The organism is Sphingomonas metalli (assembly GCF_014641735.1).
Taxonomy (GTDB): domain Bacteria; phylum Pseudomonadota; class Alphaproteobacteria; order Sphingomonadales; family Sphingomonadaceae; genus Sphingomonas; species Sphingomonas metalli.
The window spans coordinates 416,532-436,248 of sequence record NZ_BMIH01000002.1; the positions used below are offsets into that span (position 1 = coordinate 416,532).

General features: G+C 69.3%; 11 protein-coding genes. 7 read left to right on the forward strand and 4 right to left on the reverse strand.

The features are described 5' to 3' along the window. Positions 1–5: 5 nt before the first annotated feature. A complete protein-coding gene (locus IEX18_RS08170; protein ID WP_229664445.1) occupies positions 6–2,981 on the reverse strand; it encodes a TonB-dependent receptor in 2,976 nt (991 codons plus the stop codon). A gap of 265 nt (positions 2,982–3,246) precedes the next feature. Between IEX18_RS08170 and IEX18_RS08175 the strand changes: the two genes are divergently transcribed. Both IEX18_RS08175 and IEX18_RS08180 read left to right on the forward strand, forming a co-directional pair. After that, positions 3,247–3,936 carry a SapC family protein gene (locus IEX18_RS08175; RefSeq protein ID WP_188658230.1) on the forward strand — a complete coding sequence of 230 codons (690 nt, stop codon included), beginning with the start codon at positions 3,247–3,249 and terminating at the stop codon, positions 3,934–3,936. After that, positions 3,933–4,949: a cupin-like domain-containing protein gene (locus tag IEX18_RS08180; RefSeq protein WP_188658231.1), complete on the forward strand. Its 1,017-nt coding sequence runs from the start codon at positions 3,933–3,935 to the stop codon at positions 4,947–4,949. The genes IEX18_RS08175 and IEX18_RS08180 overlap by 4 nt, the downstream gene beginning before the upstream one ends. A 145-nt stretch (positions 4,950–5,094) precedes the next feature. On the opposite strand, the gene IEX18_RS08185 is transcribed toward IEX18_RS08180, so the two are convergent. After that, positions 5,095–7,554: a glycosyl hydrolase 115 family protein gene (locus tag IEX18_RS08185; RefSeq protein ID WP_229664446.1), complete on the reverse strand. Its 2,460-nt coding sequence runs from the start codon at positions 7,552–7,554 to the stop codon at positions 5,095–5,097. A 158-nt stretch (positions 7,555–7,712) separates the two neighbouring features. On the opposite strand from IEX18_RS08185, the gene IEX18_RS08190 reads away from it, so the two are divergent. From IEX18_RS08190 to IEX18_RS08200, 3 genes are all read left to right on the forward strand, one after another. Continuing rightward, a complete protein-coding gene (locus IEX18_RS08190) occupies positions 7,713–8,951 on the forward strand; it encodes an SGNH/GDSL hydrolase family protein (protein ID WP_229664447.1) in 1,239 nt (412 codons plus the stop codon). Between the two features lie 41 nt (positions 8,952–8,992). Beyond that, complete coding sequence (locus IEX18_RS08195) at positions 8,993–9,886, forward strand: alpha/beta hydrolase (protein WP_188658232.1); 894 nt, start codon at positions 8,993–8,995, stop codon at positions 9,884–9,886. Between the two features lie 77 nt (positions 9,887–9,963). Beyond that, entirely contained in the window at positions 9,964–11,010 is a 1,047-nt protein-coding gene (locus tag IEX18_RS08200) for a LacI family DNA-binding transcriptional regulator (RefSeq protein ID WP_188658233.1), read from the forward strand. Between the two features lie 9 nt (positions 11,011–11,019). Here the strand turns inward: IEX18_RS08200 and IEX18_RS08205 are convergent, their stop codons facing one another. Both IEX18_RS08205 and IEX18_RS08210 read right to left on the reverse strand, forming a co-directional pair. Further along, a complete protein-coding gene (locus IEX18_RS08205; protein ID WP_188658234.1) occupies positions 11,020–12,633 on the reverse strand; it encodes a glycoside hydrolase family 43 protein in 1,614 nt (537 codons plus the stop codon). After that, complete coding sequence (locus tag IEX18_RS08210) at positions 12,630–13,874, reverse strand: MFS transporter (protein WP_188658235.1); 1,245 nt, start codon at positions 13,872–13,874, stop codon at positions 12,630–12,632. Before IEX18_RS08210 ends, IEX18_RS08205 begins: the two co-directional genes overlap by 4 nt. A 276-nt stretch (positions 13,875–14,150) precedes the next feature. Between IEX18_RS08210 and IEX18_RS08215 the strand changes: the two genes are divergently transcribed. Then, positions 14,151–17,174, forward strand: a complete 3,024-nt coding sequence (locus tag IEX18_RS08215) for a TonB-dependent receptor plug domain-containing protein (RefSeq protein ID WP_229664448.1) — start codon at positions 14,151–14,153, stop codon at positions 17,172–17,174. 742 nt (positions 17,175–17,916) lie between these two features. Then, positions 17,917–19,689 (forward strand): CocE/NonD family hydrolase, encoded by a 1,773-nt coding sequence (locus IEX18_RS08220; RefSeq protein WP_188658236.1) that lies wholly within the window; start codon positions 17,917–17,919, stop codon positions 19,687–19,689. Positions 19,690–19,717: the final 28 nt, after the last annotated feature.

Below are 19,717 nucleotides of genomic sequence, written 5' to 3' on the forward strand. Positions count from 1 at the left end.
TTCGATCAGAAGCGGTAACGAACGCCCGCCGTATAGCGGCGGCCATAGTCGAACACGTCGAGCAGCTGGTTCTTGAACCGGCCGTGCGTGCTCTGCTTGTTGTTGTTGAGGTTCAGGATCTCGCCGAAGACGCTGAGGTTGCGGCTGATGTCGTAGCTGCTCGTCAAGTCGACCTGGAAGCTCTGGTTGACGAAGGTCGGCTCCGCACCGAACGAGCCGGTGTTCTGGTTCTGGCCGAACTGCGCCAGATACTCGTCGCGCCAGTTGGCGGCGGCGCGGATCTGGAAGCCGTTCTTGTCGTAGAAGCCGACGAAGTTCGCCGAATTGGCCAGACCCGTGACCGCGAAGCCGCTCTGCGAGATGTTGCTCTGGTCATAGGGCTTATTGGTGTTGACGAAGGTGGCGTTGGCCTGGAAGCCGAAGCCGCTGTCGCCGAACACCTGCTGCCAGGCGATCTCGACGCCGCGCACCGTCGCGTCGGGACCGTTGACCTGCTGGGTGATCGAGAAGACGGCCGGCTGGCCGGTGGTCGGATCGATCACGCCGTTCACCGTCTGCCGCGTCACGCCGCCGACGATGAAGTTGCTGACGTTCTTCAGGAAGAAGTCGACCGCGATGTACGAGTTGCGCTGATAGTACCATTCCGCCGCGACGTCGAAATTGTCGGCGAGGAAGGGCTTCAGGTTCGGGTTGCCGCCGCTGCCCGACAGGGCGTTGACGCGCTGGCCGGAGCCGATGCCCAGTACCGGGTTGAGCAGGTTCAGCGTCGGCCGGGTCAGCGTGCGCGACGCGTCGAAGCGCAGCTGGAGCTTGTCCGTCACCTCGAGCCGCAGGTCGAGGGTCGGCAGCAGATACGAATAGTCGCTCTTGTTGACGACCTGCTGCGCCGGGCTGAACCCGATCGTCAGCAGCGTCGGGTCGGTGGTGCTGCGGGTGATGGTCAGCGGCACGGTGCCCTGGCCGGTCGCGCTGAGATGCGTGTTCTCGTTGCGCACGCCCACCGCGAGGTGGAACGGCATGCTGGCGATTTCCGCATCGAACGCCGCGCTGAAGAACAGCGACCACGTCTTCTCGTTGACGCGCAGGATGCTGTTCGGATCGACCGCCTGGTCGAACGTGCCGGTGAAGCCGTTGACCGCGCCATAGTTGAAGCCCGGCACGTTCTGAGCCTGCGGATTGCCCAGGCTGGTCAGATAGGCCTGATAGGCCGCCGGGCTGTAGATGAAGACCGACGGCGGCAGGCTGCCCTTGAAGCCCGAGATGAAGTTGTTGAGGCTGATCGAGCCCTGATAGAGGCTCGACGGCAGCGGCGACACGCCGCCGCCACGACCCGAGGGCGCACCATAGCCCGAATAGGCCTGCCAGAAATTGTTGGTGAAGGTGCTGGCGTTCTGGAAGCGGAAGGTGTCGTCGACATACTGGCCGCCCGCCTTCAGCGTCAGCCCGTCCTGCTTCCAGGTCGCGGCCGCGCGCAGCTGCTTCAGCACGTCGGTATTCTTCTGGGTCTGCACGACGGTGACGTGCGAGCCGATCAGCGCCGGGTTCGCCCAGTCCGCGGCGCTGCCCGCCGGACCGTAATTGCTCAGCGTCGGGAAGGCCTTGTTGCTGTCGCCGCTGATGTTGAAGCCCAGCGTCGTGCCCAGATTGCCGCCATAGCCGATATCGCCGTTGCTGCTGCCGACCACGCCGCCGGGATTCAGCCAGCTCTTCGCATAGGCGCCGTCCGCCTCCAGCGTCAGATTCTCGGTCGCGTCATACTTGACGTTGAGGCCGGTCTGGTTGGTCTGAAGCACCTGGCGGTTGTGCGCGGCGGTGAAGTCGGTCGGCGAGCCCGCCTGGGTGAAATTGACCGCGGTGCCGTTGTCGTCGAGCTGCACGTTGCGCAGGTCGCTCTGGTTGAACCACACGCCGAAGCCGTAGATGTCGGTGGTGATCGACTGGCGCGAGAAGTTGTTGTCCAGCGTGACCATCACCGCATCGGACGGATGCCACTGCAACGCGACGCGGCCGTCGTAGCGCTCGTCCTTGGTGCGCTGCTGCTCGGCGCCGTACTGCTGCGGGAACCAGCCCACCACGGTCTTGTTCGCCTGCGCCAGCTGCGCGTCCGTGCAGGCGGCGGTCAGCTGGCACGGCGCGTAGAAACCGCCGGGCCAACCCGACACGTAGACGCGGTTGGTATCGGTATCACGCCGGGTGTAGACGAAGCTCGACAGAATGCCGATCGTGTCGTTGGCGAAGGTGTCGCTGACCAGCGCGCCGAGGGTCGGCACGACCTTGCCCGCACGGTCCTGGATCGAGCCCGACGCGCTGGTCGCGACGCGGAAGCCGGGACGGTCAAAGGGCTTGGCGAACTGAATGTCCACCGTCGCGCCGATCGCGCTCGAGGCGAGGGTGACGTCGGGCGTCTTGAGCACGCTCAGCTGGCCGATGAAGTCCGACCCGACGGTCGAGAAGTCGATCTGGCGGCCACCCGTGCCGGTCGCGATGCGGCGGCCGTCGTAGAGCGTGGTGTTGAAGTCGCCACCGAAACCACGGACGGTGATGCCGGTCGGCTCGCCGCGCGCGCCGGAGCGCTGGATCGACACGCCGGGCAGCCGCTGCAGCGACGCCGCAACGTTGGAATCCGGGAATTTTCCGATGTCTTCCGCGGAAATCGCGTCGACGACGCCGGTTGCGGTGCGCTTGATGTCGAGGTTGCGCTGCAGCGAGCTGCGCAGGCCGGTGACGATGATGTCCTCGTTCGAATCATCGGCCGGGGCGGGCGAATTGTTCTGCGTGGTCGGGCTGGCGGCCTGGTCGCGCGGCGCGCCCTGCTCGGCGGCGGAGGTGGTGTTCGCCTCGACCGGCGTATCGGGGCGGACGCCCGGCGCCTGCCCGGTATCGGTCTGGGCGGCCGCGATTCCGGGAGCGATGAAGGCGATGGCAGCGAGGGTCGACGCCCCGCTCAACAGCACGCGGCGGGAGGCCTGCGCGATGGACATAGATGGACGACGGATCATGACTTCCCCTCTCGAAATTGCATCGGCTTCTTGGGTGGTCGCCAGACGCTTGCGCCTGGTCGATCTCACCGAATAGGTATGCATGGTACGCTTATGATAGCGCTAAAACAACTGGTTTGTGTAAACCTGTCTTCCATTTTATGCTGACGACATGCGGGAAGCGGATAAGGCCGCCTTCTCACACGGGTCCGAACGGGCTTGAGGTGATTGCGATCACACCCGAACATGACGGCAGGAGAGGATCTCGATGGAGCAATGGGAACTGCTGGACCGCCAGCGCCACGCAGGCCTGCGCGTCTCGGCAGCAGGCGATGCGACCCGCCACTTCGTCCAGCTGGTCGCTGACGAGATCGTGCCGGCCGCGCTCCACTATCCGGTGCTCTTCACGCGCCATCCCGATACCGGCGCGCTCTATGCCGGCGCGGTCATGGGCCTGAAGCCGGGCGAGAATCACGCGCTCGGCAGCGACGGCCGCCTGCCCTACCGACCCGCTGATCTCGAGCGGCAGGGCTTCTTCGTCTCGGGCGAGAATATCGCAATCGATCCTGCCCATGCCGCCTTCGCCGGCGCCGGCGAGAGCGATCCGGTCTTCGACATGGACGGCGAACCCGCCCCCGCCCTCCACCGCGTCCAGGCCGCCCTGCGCCGCCTGCACAAGGGCCTGCCCGAGACCGATACGCTGCTCGACCGCTTCATGGCCCATGGTCTGATCGAGCCGATCGACCTCAGCTTCCAGTTCGACGATGGCGAGCGGCTGCGGCTGGAGGCGCTCTATACAATCAGCCTCGACGCGCTCCATGCGCTGCCCGATGCCGTGGTGGTCGAGCTGTTCCGCGCCGGCGATCTCCAGATCGCCTATGCGCAGACCGGCTCGCTCCACCATATTCCGACGCTCGCACGCCGCCGCAACGACCGGCTCGCCGGCCTGCCCGCATGACGCTGCGTCCCGCCGAGGCCGACCGCTCCGCGCTCGCCTCGGCGGAGCAGTTCCGCCGCGAGATCGCCGAGCCGTGCCGGCCGGTCATCCTGCGCGGCGCGATCGCCGACTGGCCGATGGCGCAGGCCGCGGCACAGGGTCATGACGCGCTGATCGCCTATCTGACGGGGTTCGCGGCACAGACCGAGATCGGTGCCTTTGTCGGCGCGCCCGCGATCGCCGGCCGCTATCACTATTCGGACGATCTGTCGGGCTTCAACTTCACGCGCGAGACGATGCCGCTCGCCGCCGCACTCGATCGGATCGGCCGCACCGCCGGCCAGCCCGGTGCGCCGAGCATCTATGCCGGCTCGCTGCCCACCAACGCCTTCCTGCCCGGGCTGGCGGCGGCGAACCCGCTCGCAGCGGTGCCGGCGGGGGTCGCGCCGCGGCTATGGATCGGCCACGGCTCGACCGTCGCCTGCCATTACGACACGCTCGACAACATCGCCTGCGTCGTCGCCGGGCAGCGGCGCTTCACCCTCTATCCGCCCGAGGCGATCGGCGACCTCTATGTCGGCCCGATCGACCACACCATGGCCGGCCAGCCCGTCTCGCTCGCGGCCGACAGCGCTCCCGGCGACCCCCGCTATCCGCGCTTCGAGCGCTGGCGCGAGCAGGCGATCGTCGCCGATCTCGGCCCCGGCGACGCGCTCTACCTGCCCAAACTCTGGTGGCACCGGGTGGAGGCGACCGCGCCGCTCAACCTGCTGATCAACTATTGGTGGGATGCCTTCCCCACCGGGCCCGACCAGCCCTTCGCGACGCTGCTGCTGGCGATGGCCGCGATCGCCGAACGCCCGCTGCCCGAGCGCCGCGCGTGGCAGGCCTGGTTCGACCATTATGCCTTCCGCCCGGATCGCCATCCGCTGGACCACCTGCCGCCCGAGCGCCACGGCATCCTCGCCGCGATCCCCGGCAACCTCGCGACGCTGCGCGCCCATGCGATGCGCATGCTCAGAGGGGGGCGCTAGATTGTGAGCCACCAAAACTGAACCGAACGTCGTCCCGGCGAAGGCGAGACCTTCTCGAAAATCGCGACGGCAACCTTCCACTCGTCATCCCGGACGTGTTCCGGCATCCTCGCCACCAGGGCGGCGAGCCGGCAATCGCTCGCACCTATCCCAGCGTCACCGCCTCCACCACGACCTCCGGATCGACCAGCCATAGCGACAGGCGGTGCCGCCCCGCCCGCGTCGCCGGCAGGATCACGCGGCCCGTCCGCCGGTTGTCCGCGACCGCCCTGCCCCAGCTGGCGGCGGTCTCGCCCGCCATCAGGTCGAGCATGACCGGCGCGCCGTCGTCGATCGACAGCGCCAGCCGGTGCCGGCCTGTCCCCCGCACGTCGAGGCCGGGCGCCGCGACCACCCCGACGGTCACCGGGCCGGCCGTCGGCAGGGTGACGTCGTAGACGATCCGCGGGCTCGCCCCGCCCGGCCGCTCGACCGGCGCGGCGCTGGCCGGCGTCGCGATCATCGCCGCACCGTTCGCGGTGAAGCCGGCGACCCGCTGCCAGCGCACGCCGCCGCCATCCACCGCGCGTCCGGCATCCGCCGCGATGGTCGCGCGCGGCGGCGCCGCTTGCGCAGGGCCGGCCGGCAGCGGCCGCGCCACCGTGGCGAGCGCCGGCATGGCATCGGCATCGGGCTGCTGCCAGCCGGTATAGCCGATATGCGTCTGCGCCATCATTCCGGCCCATTTGCCACCCGCCGTGTCCACCTCGTACCGGCGGCGGATCGCGCCATCCTCGGCATAATAGCGTCGCGCCAGCGCCGCCTGCCGCGACGTTTCCGCCGCATCGCCCGCCCGGGCCGCCGCGCGATTGGCGGCGACCGCCGCGTAGAGCCGGTGGAGGTTGGTCATCGCCTCGATCCGGTGCTGCACCAGCTGGTACCAGGCATCGCGCGACGCGGCCGGGATGCGCGCGCCCAGCCGTCGCGCATCGGTGTCGAGCGCGGTCCATGCGCCCACCACCCGCGCCCATTCGCCGTTCGCCACGCCATAGGTGTCGGCATCGATCAGCTCGGGCTTGCGCCGGCTGGCGAGTTGGCCGTAGCGCGTCAGCAGCGCGCCGATCGCCGATGCGTCCGCCGGGCCGAACTGCTGCGCCGCCCAGCGCGCCGGAAAGGCCTGCATCGCCGCCAGGTCCATCCGGTCGGGGTTCCACGCCATCGCCAGGAAGAAGCTGATCGGATATTCCATCGGCTTCAGGTCGCCGACATTGACGATCCACAGCCGGTCCGCGCCGAACTGCCGCGCCATCGTCATCTGCTGCCACACGCGCGGCATCGCGTTGGTGTCGAGCCACTTGTAGTTGCGCGGGTCGCCGACATAGTCGAAGTGGTAATAGACGCCATAGCCGCCAGCGCGCCGCTGGCCCGGCACCGGCAGGCGGCGAATGTTCCCCCAGTTATCGTCGGAGAAGAGCAGCGTCACGTCGTCGGGAACGCGCATCCCCTTGTCGTAATAGTCCTGCACTTCCTTGTAGAGCGCCCAGACCTGCGGCGTGCGCTCGGCCGGCTGGCGGGTGACGTCGGCGATGATGCCGCGCTGGTCGGCGACGATCCGCTGGAGCAGGTCGATCGCCGTCCCCTCGGTCATGGGCTCGTCGCCGTCGCCGCGCATGCCGACCGTGACGAGATTCTCGGACTCGCCGCGCCGCTCGATCCCGCCCCGCCAGAACGCCCGCAGCCGGTCGCGATTGGCGGTATAGTCCCATTTGCCGCCCTTGGTCCGCGCCCATTCGACCTGCGCGCGTTCCATCGGCTCGTGGTGCGAGGTGCCCAGGATCACCCCCATCTCGCGCGCCAGCGGCGCGGTGGCGGGATCGTCGTCCCACAGCGACTTGCCCCACATGGCGGGCCACAGGAAATTGGCCCTCGACCGCAGCAGCAGCGTGAAGACCTTCTCATAGGCGCGATGGTTGATCCCGCCGAAGGTCGCCCGCGCCCAGCCGCCAAAGGCCGGCTCCTCGTCGTTGATGAAGATGCCGCGATAGCGGACCACCGGCTTGTCGGCGACGCGGCCCGCGGTCAGGAACAGCGTCGGGTGCTTCTGCGCGGGCACGTCCGCCCACCAGCTCCAGGGGCTCACCCCCGCCTTGGCGCTGATGTCGTACAGGCCATAGATGGTGCCGCGGCGGTCGGCGCCGACGATCACCAGCGCGCGGGCGATGCCGGGCGCGGGGCGCTCGACCACCTGCTCGACATAGCCCTCCCACTGGCCCCTGAGCCCGGTCACGTCGATCCGCCCGGCGCGGACGAGCCCGTCGATCAAGGGACTGTGGCCCAGCGTGCCCGCGATCACCGTCGCGCCGCCCGCCAGCGCGCCCGCCAGCCGCACCTCGCCGCCGCCGACCGCCTTCAGGTCGGCGACCAGATCGGCCGCCGCCCGCCGCACCCCCGCATCGTCGGCCGGATCGACCACCACCGTCGCGGTCCGGCCCGGCGCGAGCAGCGCCAGCGCGCCCGGCGTCGAGGCGGGACAGGCCGCCACCATGCCCGGACAGCGCGGCGCGGCCAGCGCGGTGGCGGGCGCGAACAGGGCCAGCATCGCCGGCCACATCCTGGGGTTCATCATCCTCTCTCTCCTTCCGGCCCGCACCGCCGCGACGGTCCGGCAAGCCTAGCGCCGCCGCAGCGCTCCGCCAGCCGTTCTGCTTGACAAGCCTGGCCTATATCGACTTGATAACGCTACCAGTCGAGCGACCGCAAGAACAGCCCGGCGGCAGGAGGGGAATGACGATGCGGCATTGGCGAAGCGCGGCGATCGCGGCCCTCGCCCTGCTCGGCGGAGCGGCGACCGCGCGCATGCCGGGCTGGCAGGTCGCCTGGGGCGCGGCGCAGATGCGGGTCGAGGGCCCTGCCGCGGACAGGGTGGCGAAGGCCGGCGCCGTCACCATCCGCCAGATCGTCCATGTCTCCGCCGCCGGCTCCCGCGTCCGCATCCGCCTGTCGAACATCGCCGGCGACGCGCCGCTGCGCATCGCCGCCGCCAGCCTCGCCCGCGGCACGCCCGGCAAGGCCGCCGTCGCCGCGCCCCGCGCCCTGCGGTTCGCGGGAGCGCCCGGCATCGTCATCGCGCCCGGGGCGGAGGCCTATTCGGATCCGCTTCCCATCCCCGTGGTCGCGGGCGACGACCTCGCGATCAGCCTCTTCTTCCCGCAGCCCGCCGCCATTCCCACCGGCCATCCTGGCGCGCGCGCCTCGACCTTCCTGGTCGCGGGCGACGCCACCGCGAGCCCCGATCTCGCCGACGCGGCCAGGATCGGGGGGTGGTGGAGCCTCGCCGATGTCGAGGTGCAGGGCGGCACCGCGCCGCGCGGCACGATCGTCGCGATCGGCGATTCGATCACCGACGGCTATGGCATCGTCGACGACAGCAACACCCGCTGGCCCGACCTGCTCGCCCGCCGCCTGTCCGCCGCGACCGCGACGCGCGGCCTGTCGGTGGTCAATGCCGGGATCGGCGGCAACCGCGTGCTGCTCGACGGGCTCGGTCCCAATCTCCTCGCCCGCTTCGACCGCGACGTCATCGCCCGGCCGGGCGTCACGCATGTGATCGTGCTGGAGGGGGTGAACGACCTCGGCGTCCTCACCCGCGACCATCCGGTCGGCGCCGCCGAGCACCAGGCGATGGTCGCCGCGATCACGGGCGCCTATCGCCAGATGGCGGAGCGCGCCCATGCCCATGGCCTCATGGTCATCGGCGGCACGATCACCCCCTTCGCCGGCAGCGACTATTATCACCCCGGCGCAGAGACGGAGGCGGACCGGCAGGCGATCAACGCCTTCATCCGCACCAGCGGCACGTTCGACGCGGTGGTCGATTTCGACCGCGCGCTGCGCGACCCCGCCCGCCCCGACCGGCTGCTCGCCGCCTATGATTCGGGCGACCATCTCCATCCCAGCGCCGCCGGCTACCGCGCCATGGCGGACGCGGTGCCGCTCGCGCTGTTCCACCGGGCGCGGCGATGAGCATGCGGCATGACCCATCTGTCGAACCAAGGAGAGGCGCGATGACCCGACCCCTGCTGCTGGCCGCCACCATCATGCTCGCGACCGCCGCCGCCGCTGCGCCGGAGGCGGAGCGCGGCACCGGCGCCTACGCGGCTCTCTACGAGGAGCGCGCCGACCTGCCCGACCATGTCGTCTATCGCCCCGCCGATCTGAACCGGCTGGGCGGGCGGAAGCTCGGCCTCTACGTCTTCGGCAACGGCGGCTGCGGCGCAGACGGCACCGCCTCTCGCAACCACCTGCTCGAGATCGCCTCGCACGGCTATCTCGTCATCGCCTCGGGCACCATCCCCAAGGCCGGAGACACTGCGGGCCCGCCGCAGCGGCCCGCCAACGGCCAGCTCACCGCGCAGACCCCCACGCATCTTCTCACCGACGCGATCGATTGGGCGGAGCGCGAGAACCGTCGCGCCGACAGTCCCTTGCGCGGCAAGCTCGATCCCCGCGCCGTCGCCGTGTCGGGTTGGAGCTGCGGCGGGCTTCAGGCGCTTGCCGTCGCGCCCGATCCGCGAGTGAAGACCGTCGTCGTCATGAACAGCGGCATGTTCAACGACGGCCGCAGCCCGATCCCCGGCATCCCGTCGGACAAGGCGGCGCTCGCCAGGCTTCACGGCTCGGTCCTCTACGTCCTCGGCGGGCCGACCGACATCGCCCATGCAAACGGCAGCGACGACTATCGCCGGATCGAGCATCTGCCCGCGGCGCTGGTGGACATCCCGGTCGGCCATGGCGGCACCTATATGCAGCCGCATGGCGGCGTCGCGGCGGAGGTGGTGACCGCCTGGCTGGACTGGCAGCTCAAGGGTCGCCGCGACGCCGCGGCCCGCTTCGTCGGGCCCGCTTGCGGCTTCTGCCGCGATCCGCGGCTCAGTCTCCAGACCAAGCGGCTGCGCTGAAGGGCCGGCCAGGCGACCAAGCCTTGCCAAAGAGGCGCGGCGTCGTAGAGCGGGACGACGATCGAAGAGGGACAAGGGTGGGCAGATCCGGCCGGCTGGAACGCGGTGCCACGATCATCGACGTCGCACGGCGCGCCAACGTGTCGGCGATGACCGTGTCGCGCGTCATCAACGGCCGCAGCGGCGTGCGCCCGGAGACGCGGACCGCGGTCGAGGAGGCGATCCGCGCCCTGTCCTACACGCCCAATGCCGCCGCGCGCAGCCTCGTCACCTCGGCCGAGCTGCGGATCGGCGTCGTCTATTCCAATCCCAGCGCCGCCTTCATGAGCGAGTTCCTGACCGGCGTGTTCGAGGAGGCGTCGATCCGCGGCGCGCGGCTGGTCCTGCTCAAGGGCGAGGACGGGCATCCGCCCGACGACGGGGCGCTCGCCGCGTTCGCCGAATCGGGGTTGTCGGGCATCATCCTCGCGCCGCCGCTCGGCGAATCGCGCACGGTGCTGGCGGCGCTGCGCGCCACCGGCCGGCCGATCGCGGCGGTCGGCGCCTATCAGCCGGGCGAGGCGACCTGCGTGCGGATCGACGATCGCGCCGCCGCCTATGAGATGACACGCCATCTGCTCGATCTCGGCCACCGCCGGCTCGGCTTCGTCATCGGCAACCCCGATCAGGCCGCCAGCGCCGAGCGGATGGCCGGCTTCTACGCGGCGGTGCGCGAGGCGGACGGGGTGGAGGTGAAGGTGGCGCAGGGCGACTTCAGCTACGCCTCGGGCCTCGCTGCGGGCGAGCAGCTGCTCAACGGACCCGCCCCGCCAACCGCGATCTTCGCCAGCAACGACGACATGGCCGCCGCGATCGTCTCGGTCGCACACCGCCAGCAGCTCGACGTCCCGCGCGAGCTGACCGTGGCGGGCTTCGACGACACCACCGCGGCGGTGACGCTCTGGCCGCCGCTCACAACCGTCCACCAGCCGCTGCGTCGTCTCGCCGCCGAGGCGCTCGCCGCCGTCGCGACCGAAGCCACCGCCCGCGGCCGCGCCGCGGCGGACCGTGGCGGCGACCGGGTGCTCGAGCACAGCATCGTCAAGCGCAACTCGACCGCCGCGCCGGCAAACTCCCGCGACTGACCCCCGCCGCTACTCCACCCCTACATAGCGGAACCAGGCGAAGTCGGCGAAGCCGCCCGCACCCGCCATGTCCTGGCAGGCCATGCCCAGGAACGTGCCCGTGAAATTGGGCAGGCCCGGCACCGTCACCTCGTCGGACAGGATGGTCGCGTCGAGCGCCACCGGCGCTTCGGTCCACGCGCCCGTGTCGCCGGTCCGCCAGGCGAAGCGGAGCGTGTCGCCGTCGCATTGCGCGCGCAGCTCCAGCGGGCCTGCCGGCACGTCCTCCGCCACCGACAGGCTGGTGCAGCCGCGCGCCGGGTCCGCCGACAGGATGTGCAGCGCCCGTCGCCCATCCTCGGCGGTCAGGTGGAAGTAATGGAATTTCGTGCTGTTGTAATAGCAGACCAGACCCGCCGCCTGCTGGAAATTGGCGGGTGCGAAATCCAGCCGGGTGGTCGCGGTATAGCGCAGATGCTGCTGACGGCGCGCGACCAGCGCCTGGCGGAAATGGCTGCCGATGCTCTCCCGCCCGAACAGGCGCAGGTGGCCGGGTCGCGCGGCCAGGCTGAACAGCGCGTCCGCATCGGGGGTGCGCAGCCATTGCAGCGGCTCCGGCAGCGGGCGCGCCGCGTCGAAGCTGCCGTCCCACGCCGCATCCGGCCAGGGTGCCGGCGGCAGGTCGGGCGCGGGCGGATCGGGGTCGGGGCGGGCGTCGCCGGCGAGAGTGCGGAGCCAGCCGTCCGCGTCCCAGCGCATCGGCTGCGCCGCCGTCTCGCGCCCCAGCACGCAGCGCCCCCGACCGGGCAGCGGCCGCCCGCACAGATAGAAGAGCCACGGCGTCCCGTCCGCCAGCTCGACCAGATCGCCATGGCCGGTCCGGGTCAGCGCCCCCTCGCGCGCGCCGGCCGCGGTCAGCACCGCTCCGTCCGGATGCACCTCATAGGGCCCCAGCAGCGAGCGCGAGCGAGCCATCACCACCGCATGGTCCCAGCCCGTCCCGCCCTCCGCGACGAGCAGATGATACCAGCCGTCGCGCTTGTAGATATGCGGCCCCTCGGTGAAGCCGCGCGCCGTCCCCTCGAAGATCAGCTGCCGCTCGCCGACCAGCCGCATCGCCGCGCGGTCGAACTCCTGCGCGACGATTCCGGCGAAGCGCCCGCGATCGGGGCGATGGTCCCACAGCATGTTGACCAGCCAGCTGCGCCCGTCCTCGTCGTGGAAGAGCGCAGGGTCGAAGCCGCTGCTGTTGAGGTGGACGGGATCGGACCATTCGCCGTCGATCCGATCGGCGGTGACCAGATAATTGTGGAAGTCGCGCAGCGAGGCTCCGGCCGCACCCTCGACGGTCGTCTGGCCGTAGCGCTTGACGTCGGTATACATCAGCCAGAAGCGACCGTCCGCATGGGTCAGGTCCGGCGCCCACACGCCGCAGCTGTCGGGCGCGCCGGTCAGGTCGAGCTGGCTCTTCCGACGCAGCGGGCGCGCGGCGAGCCGCCAGTTCACCAGGTCGCGGCTGTGATGGATCTGGACACCGGGATACCATTCGAAGGTGGAGGTCGCGACATAGATGTCGTCACCCACCCTCGCCACCGAGGGGTCGGGATTGAAGCCGCGCAGGATCGGGTTCGGAATTCGCGTCATCGAGGTTTGCGTACCAGGGTCCAGAGAAGCGCCGCGCCGATCAGATCGAGCAGCCCGAGCAGGATGAAGAAGGGCGTATAGCCGACCTGATCGACCAGGCCGCCGAGCAGCAGCGAGAAGACGAGCACGCCCAGATTGCCGGCGAACCCCGCCATGCCCGCCGCGGTCGCGACCTCGTTGCGGCGGAACAGGTCGGAAGCCATGGTGATCACCGTCACCGACAGCGTCTGGTGCGCGAAACCGCCCAGGCACAGCAGCGCGACGGCGGCATAGGGGCTTTCGACCGCGCCGACGAACGCCATGCCGGTCATCATCACCGCGCCGAGCGTGAACGCGCTCCGCCGCGCATCGATCAGCGACACGCCGCGCCGCTGGAGGAAGGCGGCGATCGCCGGCCCGAACAGGCAGCCCAGATCCGCCGCCAGAAAGGGGAGCCAGGCGAACAGCGCGATCTGGGTCAGGTCGAAGCCCCGCTGCCGCGCCAGATAGAGCGGCATCCAGAAGGACAGCATGCCCCAGACCGGGTCGGCGAGCAGCCGCGGCAGCGCGATTCCCCACAGGTCGCGGCGGCGGAGCAGCGCGGGGATCGACGCGCGACCCTCCGCCGCCAGCCGCACCTCCTGCCCCGCCGCGATATGCGCGCGCTCCTCGGGCCGGATGCGGCGGTGGCGCGCCGGGCTGTCGTAGAAGAACAGCCAGACCAGCGACCAGGCGAGGCCCAGCGCGCCCGCGACCAGGAAGGCAAGCCGCCAGCTCTGGGTCATCACCGCCCAGGCGACCAGTGGCGGGGCGAACACCGCCCCGAACGAGGCACCGATATTGTAGATGCCGCCCGCGACCCCGCGCTCGCGCGCCGGAAACCATTCGGCGACCAGCTTCTGCCCGGCGGGCTGCGCCGAGCCTTCGGCGACGCCGAGCGCGCCGCGCAGCGCGGCGAAGCCCAGCCAGCCGCTGGCGAAGACATGCGCCATGGTGATCGCCGACCAGGCCATGGCGAACAGCGCGAAGCCCAGCCGCAGCCCCATGCCGTCGAGCAGATAGCCCGCCAGCGGCTGGAACATCACGCCGACCTGGAAGGCGCCGGTGATCCAGCCATATTGCTCGCTGCTGATATGCTGCTCGGTCAGGATCACGGGCGCCGCCACCCCCAGCACCGCCCGCGCCAGATAGTTGATCACCATCGCGCCGACGAACAGGGCGATGATCGTCCAGCGCAGCCGGGGAATGCCGAATCGCGTCATGCGCGCTCTTCTCTCACGCTCTCGTTAACGTGAACAGATGGACGATGGTCGAACATCGCCCGTCCGGCGCCGATCGGCGGTTTCCAGCGGTTCGTGTCGCCTCATATGACAGTGGCTAGTCCATATAGTCCTATATTGACACTCAATTCTTCCGCTCCTACAAAATTGTTCACGTTAACAAGTTGCGCTGCAGCAAGTTGTCGAACCCGGCGGTACAGGCCCGCCGGTCTGCAGCGCCCGATCGCAACGATAAATCGACGAAGAGGGGAAGAGGATATGGCAAGTGTTTCGACTGCCGCGGCCGATGGTCGCCGCACGCTGCTCCGCACGGCATCGGCCTGGGCGATCGGGCTCGCCGCCTGTACCGCGCCGCTGACCGCGCTGGCGCAGCTGCCGCCCGCCGACGCCAGCGCGCCCGGCCCGATCCCGCCGGTCGGCACCACGCCGACCCAGGCGCAGCCGGCCGAGACGCTCCAGCAGGCCGGCACTACCCCGGACGACGACAGCCAGCGGGAGATCGTCGTCACCGGATCGCGCATCGCGGTCAGCGGCTTCAACGCTCCCACGCCGACCACCGTGGTCGGGGCCGAGGACATCGCGGCGAACGCCCAGCCGAACATCTTCACCACCATCGCCCAGCTGCCCTCGCTCCAGGGGTCGTCGGGCACGCAGGTCAACACCTTCAGCACCTCGAGCGGGCAGCAGGGCCTCAGCTCCTTCTCGCTGCGCGGCGTCGGCGCGATCCGCACGCTGACCCTGCTCGACGGCCAGCGCGTCGTCGGCGCCAACGTCACCGGCGTGCCCGACATCAGCCTGTTCCCGCAGCTGCTCGTCACCCGCGTCGACGTGGTCAATGGCGGCGCCTCGGCCAGCTACGGTTCGGACGCGGTCGGCGGCGTGGTCAACTTCATCACCGACAGCCGGTTCAAGGGGATCAAGGGCAACGTCCAGGGCGGCATCACCACCTATGGCGACGACGCGCAGGTGCTGGTCCAGCTCGCCGCGGGCGACAGCTTCCTCGACGACAAGCTCCATGTCGTCGTCAGCACCGAATATGACAACGAGGCCGGCATCGGCGGCGGCGAGTTCGGCATCGGCCTTGCCAACGGCCGCGACTGGTTCAAGCAGACGACGCTGATCAACCGCGGCGTCCTCAACGACGGGTCGCCGCAATATCTACTGCGCGACTATGCCCAGTCGATCACCTTCGCCAAATACGGGCTGATCACCAACGGCCCGCTGCAGGGCACCGCCTTCGACCAGAACGGCGTGCCGTTCCAGTTCCAGTACGGCTCGAACGGGGTACCGACCCGCAACGGCACCGGCGCGGTCACCGGCTGCTATCCCGGCTTCTGCCTGGGCGGCGACCTGTCGGGCAATGTCGATGCCGGCCGCTCGCTCAAGTCGAGCATCGAGCGGATCAACAGCTATGGCCGCATCGGCTACGAGTTCATGCCGGACGGCGAGATCTACGGCACGGTCAATATCGGGCAGGTGAAGACCAGCAACCAGCCGGTCAACGGCCAGAACCGCCCCGGCCTGACCATCCAGTGCAGCAACCCCTTCGTGCCGCAAAGCATCCAGACGGCCTGCACCAATGCCGGCATCACCAGCTTCCAGTACGGCACCAGCAACGCGGCGCTGGGCAACACGAAGGTGCACACCGATCGCCGCCAGTATCGCTTCGTCGCGGGGGCCAAGGGCCGGCTGCCGGTCGCGGGAACCGACTGGACCTACGACATCTACTATCAGCACGGCACCAACTATACCGATATCGACGTCGACAACATCCTGCTGAGCAACCGCTTCAACCAGGCGATCGACGCGGTGACGGTCAACGGCGTCGTGGTCTGCCGCAACACCACCGCGCGCGCCGCCGGATGCCAGCCGCTCAACATTTTCGGCGGCAATCCGTCGGAAGCGGCGCTGCGCTACATCATGCCGGAGGCCGGGCCCTTCCAGCGGACCCGCCAGACCCAGGACGTAGTCAGCCTCAACTTTTCCGGTTCGCCGGTCGACCTGTGGGCCGGGCCGCTCGCGATCGCGTTCGGCGGCGAGTTCCGCCACGAATATTACCGCGTCCGTGCCGATCCCTATGGCGCCGGCTTCGCCGCCTCGCCGGCGGGCGGCGACTATCCCGCCGACCCGGTGCTGCTGACCGGCGGCAACAACTGGTATGCCGGCAACTACAAGAACGGCCAGGGCGCCTACAGCGTCAAGGAAGCGTTCTTCGAGGCGAACCTGCCGATCTGGGACTCGGAGGCGATCGGCCGCGCCAACATCAACGGCGCCGCGCGCGTGACCGACTACAGCACTTCGGGCACCGTCTGGGCGTGGAAGGTCGGCGGCACCTGGGACCTGCCGATCGAAGGCTTCCGCGTCCGCGGCGTGACCTCGCGCGACGTGCGCGCGCCCAACCTGTCGGAGCTGTTCGCGGCGCCGGTCACCACCACCCTGCCCAATTTCTTCGACCCGTTCCGCAACACCAACGTGCTGGCGATCCAGAACAGCATCGGCAACACCGCGCTGCGCCCGGAGATCGCCCGCAACACCACGGCGGGCATCGCGCTGGCCAATCCCGCCTGGCTGCCGGGGCTGAACATCTCGTTCGACTATTACTCGCTCAAGATCAAAAGCGTGATCAGCAGCATCGCGGCGGCGGATATCGTCCAGCTCTGCTTCCAGAACGTACTGCCGGAGACGTGCAGCGCCTTCAACCTCAACAACAGCGCCGGCCCCAACTTCATCAACGTCCAGGCCTTCAACCTCGCCGAGATCGACACGCGCGGCTTCGATATCGAGGCGAGCTATCGCTGGCAGCGTCCGCTGGGCCTGCCCGGCACGCTGACGCTGCGGGCGCTGGCGACCCATGTCATCAAGTACGTCACCGATACGGGCCTGCCGGGAACGCTGCCCAACGACACCGCCGGGGTCAATCTGGGCGCCACCCCCGACTGGAAGTGGCTGGCGATCCAGACCTATGCCAACGACCAGTTCTCGCTGTTCGTGCAGGAGCGCTGGTTCAGCGACGGCAATCTGGGCAACCAGTATGTCGTCTGCCAGCCGGGCACCTGCCCCGCCTCGACCTCGCAGCGGCCGACGATCGACCGGAACTTCCTGCCGGGCGCCTTCTATCTCGACCTGGGCGGCACGGTGAACCTGACCGACCAGATCACCGCCTATGCCAAGGTGGACAACGTCTTCGACCGCGATCCCGCCAAGTCGACGATCTTCAACAACCCGGCGCTCTACGACCAGATCGGCCGCGTCTATCGCGCGGGCGTCCGGTTCAAATTCTGATCCGATCGCCGAGCACCCATTTTCCGAGCCCCCTCCTGCCGCGGTCGCCCGACGACCGCGGCCCATTTTTTTGTTCGCGGAATGTTCCACGTGGAACATTGGCGGTTAGGCCTGTCTTCCGTCAACCCGTGCAGACGAGACCTCTGCGAAAGTCGCGGCGGTAGCATCTTCCAATCGTCACGCCGGACTTGTTCCGGCATCTACGGTTCCGGAAAAAATCAAAGGCGTGTGCGCTTGTGGCGCGGTGGATGCCGGAACAAGTCCGGCATGACGGGGTGACTTTCGCAGAGGTCTCGCGCAGGCGGGGATCCAGACGCGCGAAAGCGTGCCGGATAACGCGCAAACGTCAGCGGTTATGGATCCCCGCCTTCGCATGACCTCTGCGAAAGTCCTTCGTCCACCCCGGCGAAGGCCGTGGTCCAGTTGGGAGGCGGCCGTAAGTTACTGCAAAGCTTCACCCAGCTGGACCCCGGCCTTCGCCGGGGTGGACGAGAGGTGTTGATCGCTGGGACTTTCGCAGAGGTCTCGCCTGCGCGGGGATCACGGGGCTCCTCTCGGATGCGACCAGCAGCCGACGCGCCGCTAATCGTTCCTCAATTGTTCCACGTGGAACATTCGCCACCCGGCGTCTCTAACCAAAAGAATGTTTTTTTCTACAACAGTTGTAAAGTACGACTGAATGGGATTACACCCATCAAAGCCGCTCGAAGAAGCGGCATGACGTTGATTCGAGGAGAGGATCATGGCGACCCGTCGCTTTGCATTCCGGCAGGCCGTGCTCGGCGCAGCGGCGCTGGCGCTGGTGACGGTCGATACCGCGGCCCCTGCGCAGAACGATGTCCATAGCGCGGTCGCAGACGATCCGGGCGTCGTGCGCTCGTCCATCTACCTGCCGGTGCGCGACGGAACGCGGCTGGCGGTCAACATCTACCGTCCCGCCGAGAACGGGCGGGCGCGCGAGGGCCGCTATCCGGTCGTCTTCGCCTTCACCCCCTATCGCGCGCGCTATTACAAGGACGGCGAGGTCGTCGACCTGATCGACTCGACCACCTTCGGCCTGCGCGGCCTCGTCCATGCGGGCTATGTCGTCGCCACCGCCGACGTGCGCGGCAAGGGTGCGTCCTTCGGCGCGCGGCGCGGGTTTCTCGACCAGACGGAGGCGCGCGACGGGTACGACATCGTCCAGTGGCTCGCCGCCCGGCCCTATACGACGGGCAAGGTCGGGATCACCGGCTGCTCCTATCTGGGCGGCAGCGCGATGCTGGTCGCGGGCACCCTGCCCCCGGCGCTGAAGGCGGTGTTCGCCGCAGCGACCGACCTCGACAAATATGCCTTCGTCCGCAACGGCGGCATCACCGCGCAGTTCAATACCCGGCCCGACGAGCCGCTCGACGTCGATCTCGCCAGCGTGCCGGTCGATGCCGATCGCGGCGGTGCGCTGCTCAAGGCGGCGGTGGCCGAACATGCGCGCAACACGCCGATGGCGCCGCTCTGGGCGGGGATGCCCTATCGCGACAGCGTGTCGCCGCTGACCGGCACGCGCTTCTGGGAAGAGGTCGGCCCCTATACCCACCTCGCCAGGCTGCGCAGCCCGCAGCTCGCCTGGTATGTCTGGGGCAACTGGAACGACGAGCCGACCGAGCAGATCATCCAGGCGGCGGCGAACCTCGACGCCAAGCTGATCGTCGGCCCGGGCAGCCATTGCGAGCCGCCCAAGGTGTTCGACATCGTCGGCGAGCAGCGTCGCTTCTTCGACCATTATCTCAAAGGGATCGACAACGGCATCGAGCGCGAGCCGCGCTATGCGTGGTGGCGCGAAGAGGGTCAGGGCGGCACGATGGTGCACCGCGCGACGCTGCCCGGCGCGGGGATCGCGCGCACCACCCTCTTCCTGTCGGCCGCCCCCAACGACGCGCCGGCGGCCTTCGATCGCGGCAGTCTCGCCGCGACCGCACCGCGCGCCGGCACGCACCCCTTCAAGGTCGATTACAGTGTCGCGACCAAGGACTATTTCCAGTTCTGGCCGAGCGCGCTCGACGGCAAGGGCGTGACCTATACCAGCCGGCCGCTGGCCGCCGACGCGGCGATCGAGGGCTATCCGGTGCTGACCGTCCGCGCCGCGATCGACGGGCGCGACGCCAATCTGTTCGGCTATCTGGAAGAGGTCGATCCGGCGGGCAAGGTGACGATGCTCGCCTTCGGCCGGCTCGCCTTCAGCCATCGCAAGACGGGCAAGGCGCCCTACGACCATCTCGGCCTGCCCTATCATTCGGGGCTGAAGGCCGATGTCGCGCCGGCGGTGCCGGGCCGGGCCGAGACCCTGTCCTTCGCCCTGTCGCCGCGCGCCTATACCGTGCCCGCCGGCCACCGGCTGCGCGTGACGATCACCGGCGCCGATCCGCGCCAGCGCAACCTCGCCGCAATCCGCGACACGCTCGCGCCGACGATCACCGTGTTCGGCGGCGCGCCCTCGCACATCGCCATCCCCTTCACCGCGCCCGTCCGCTTCCGCTGACCCCGCGCCCGCTTTCGCCTTGAGGACA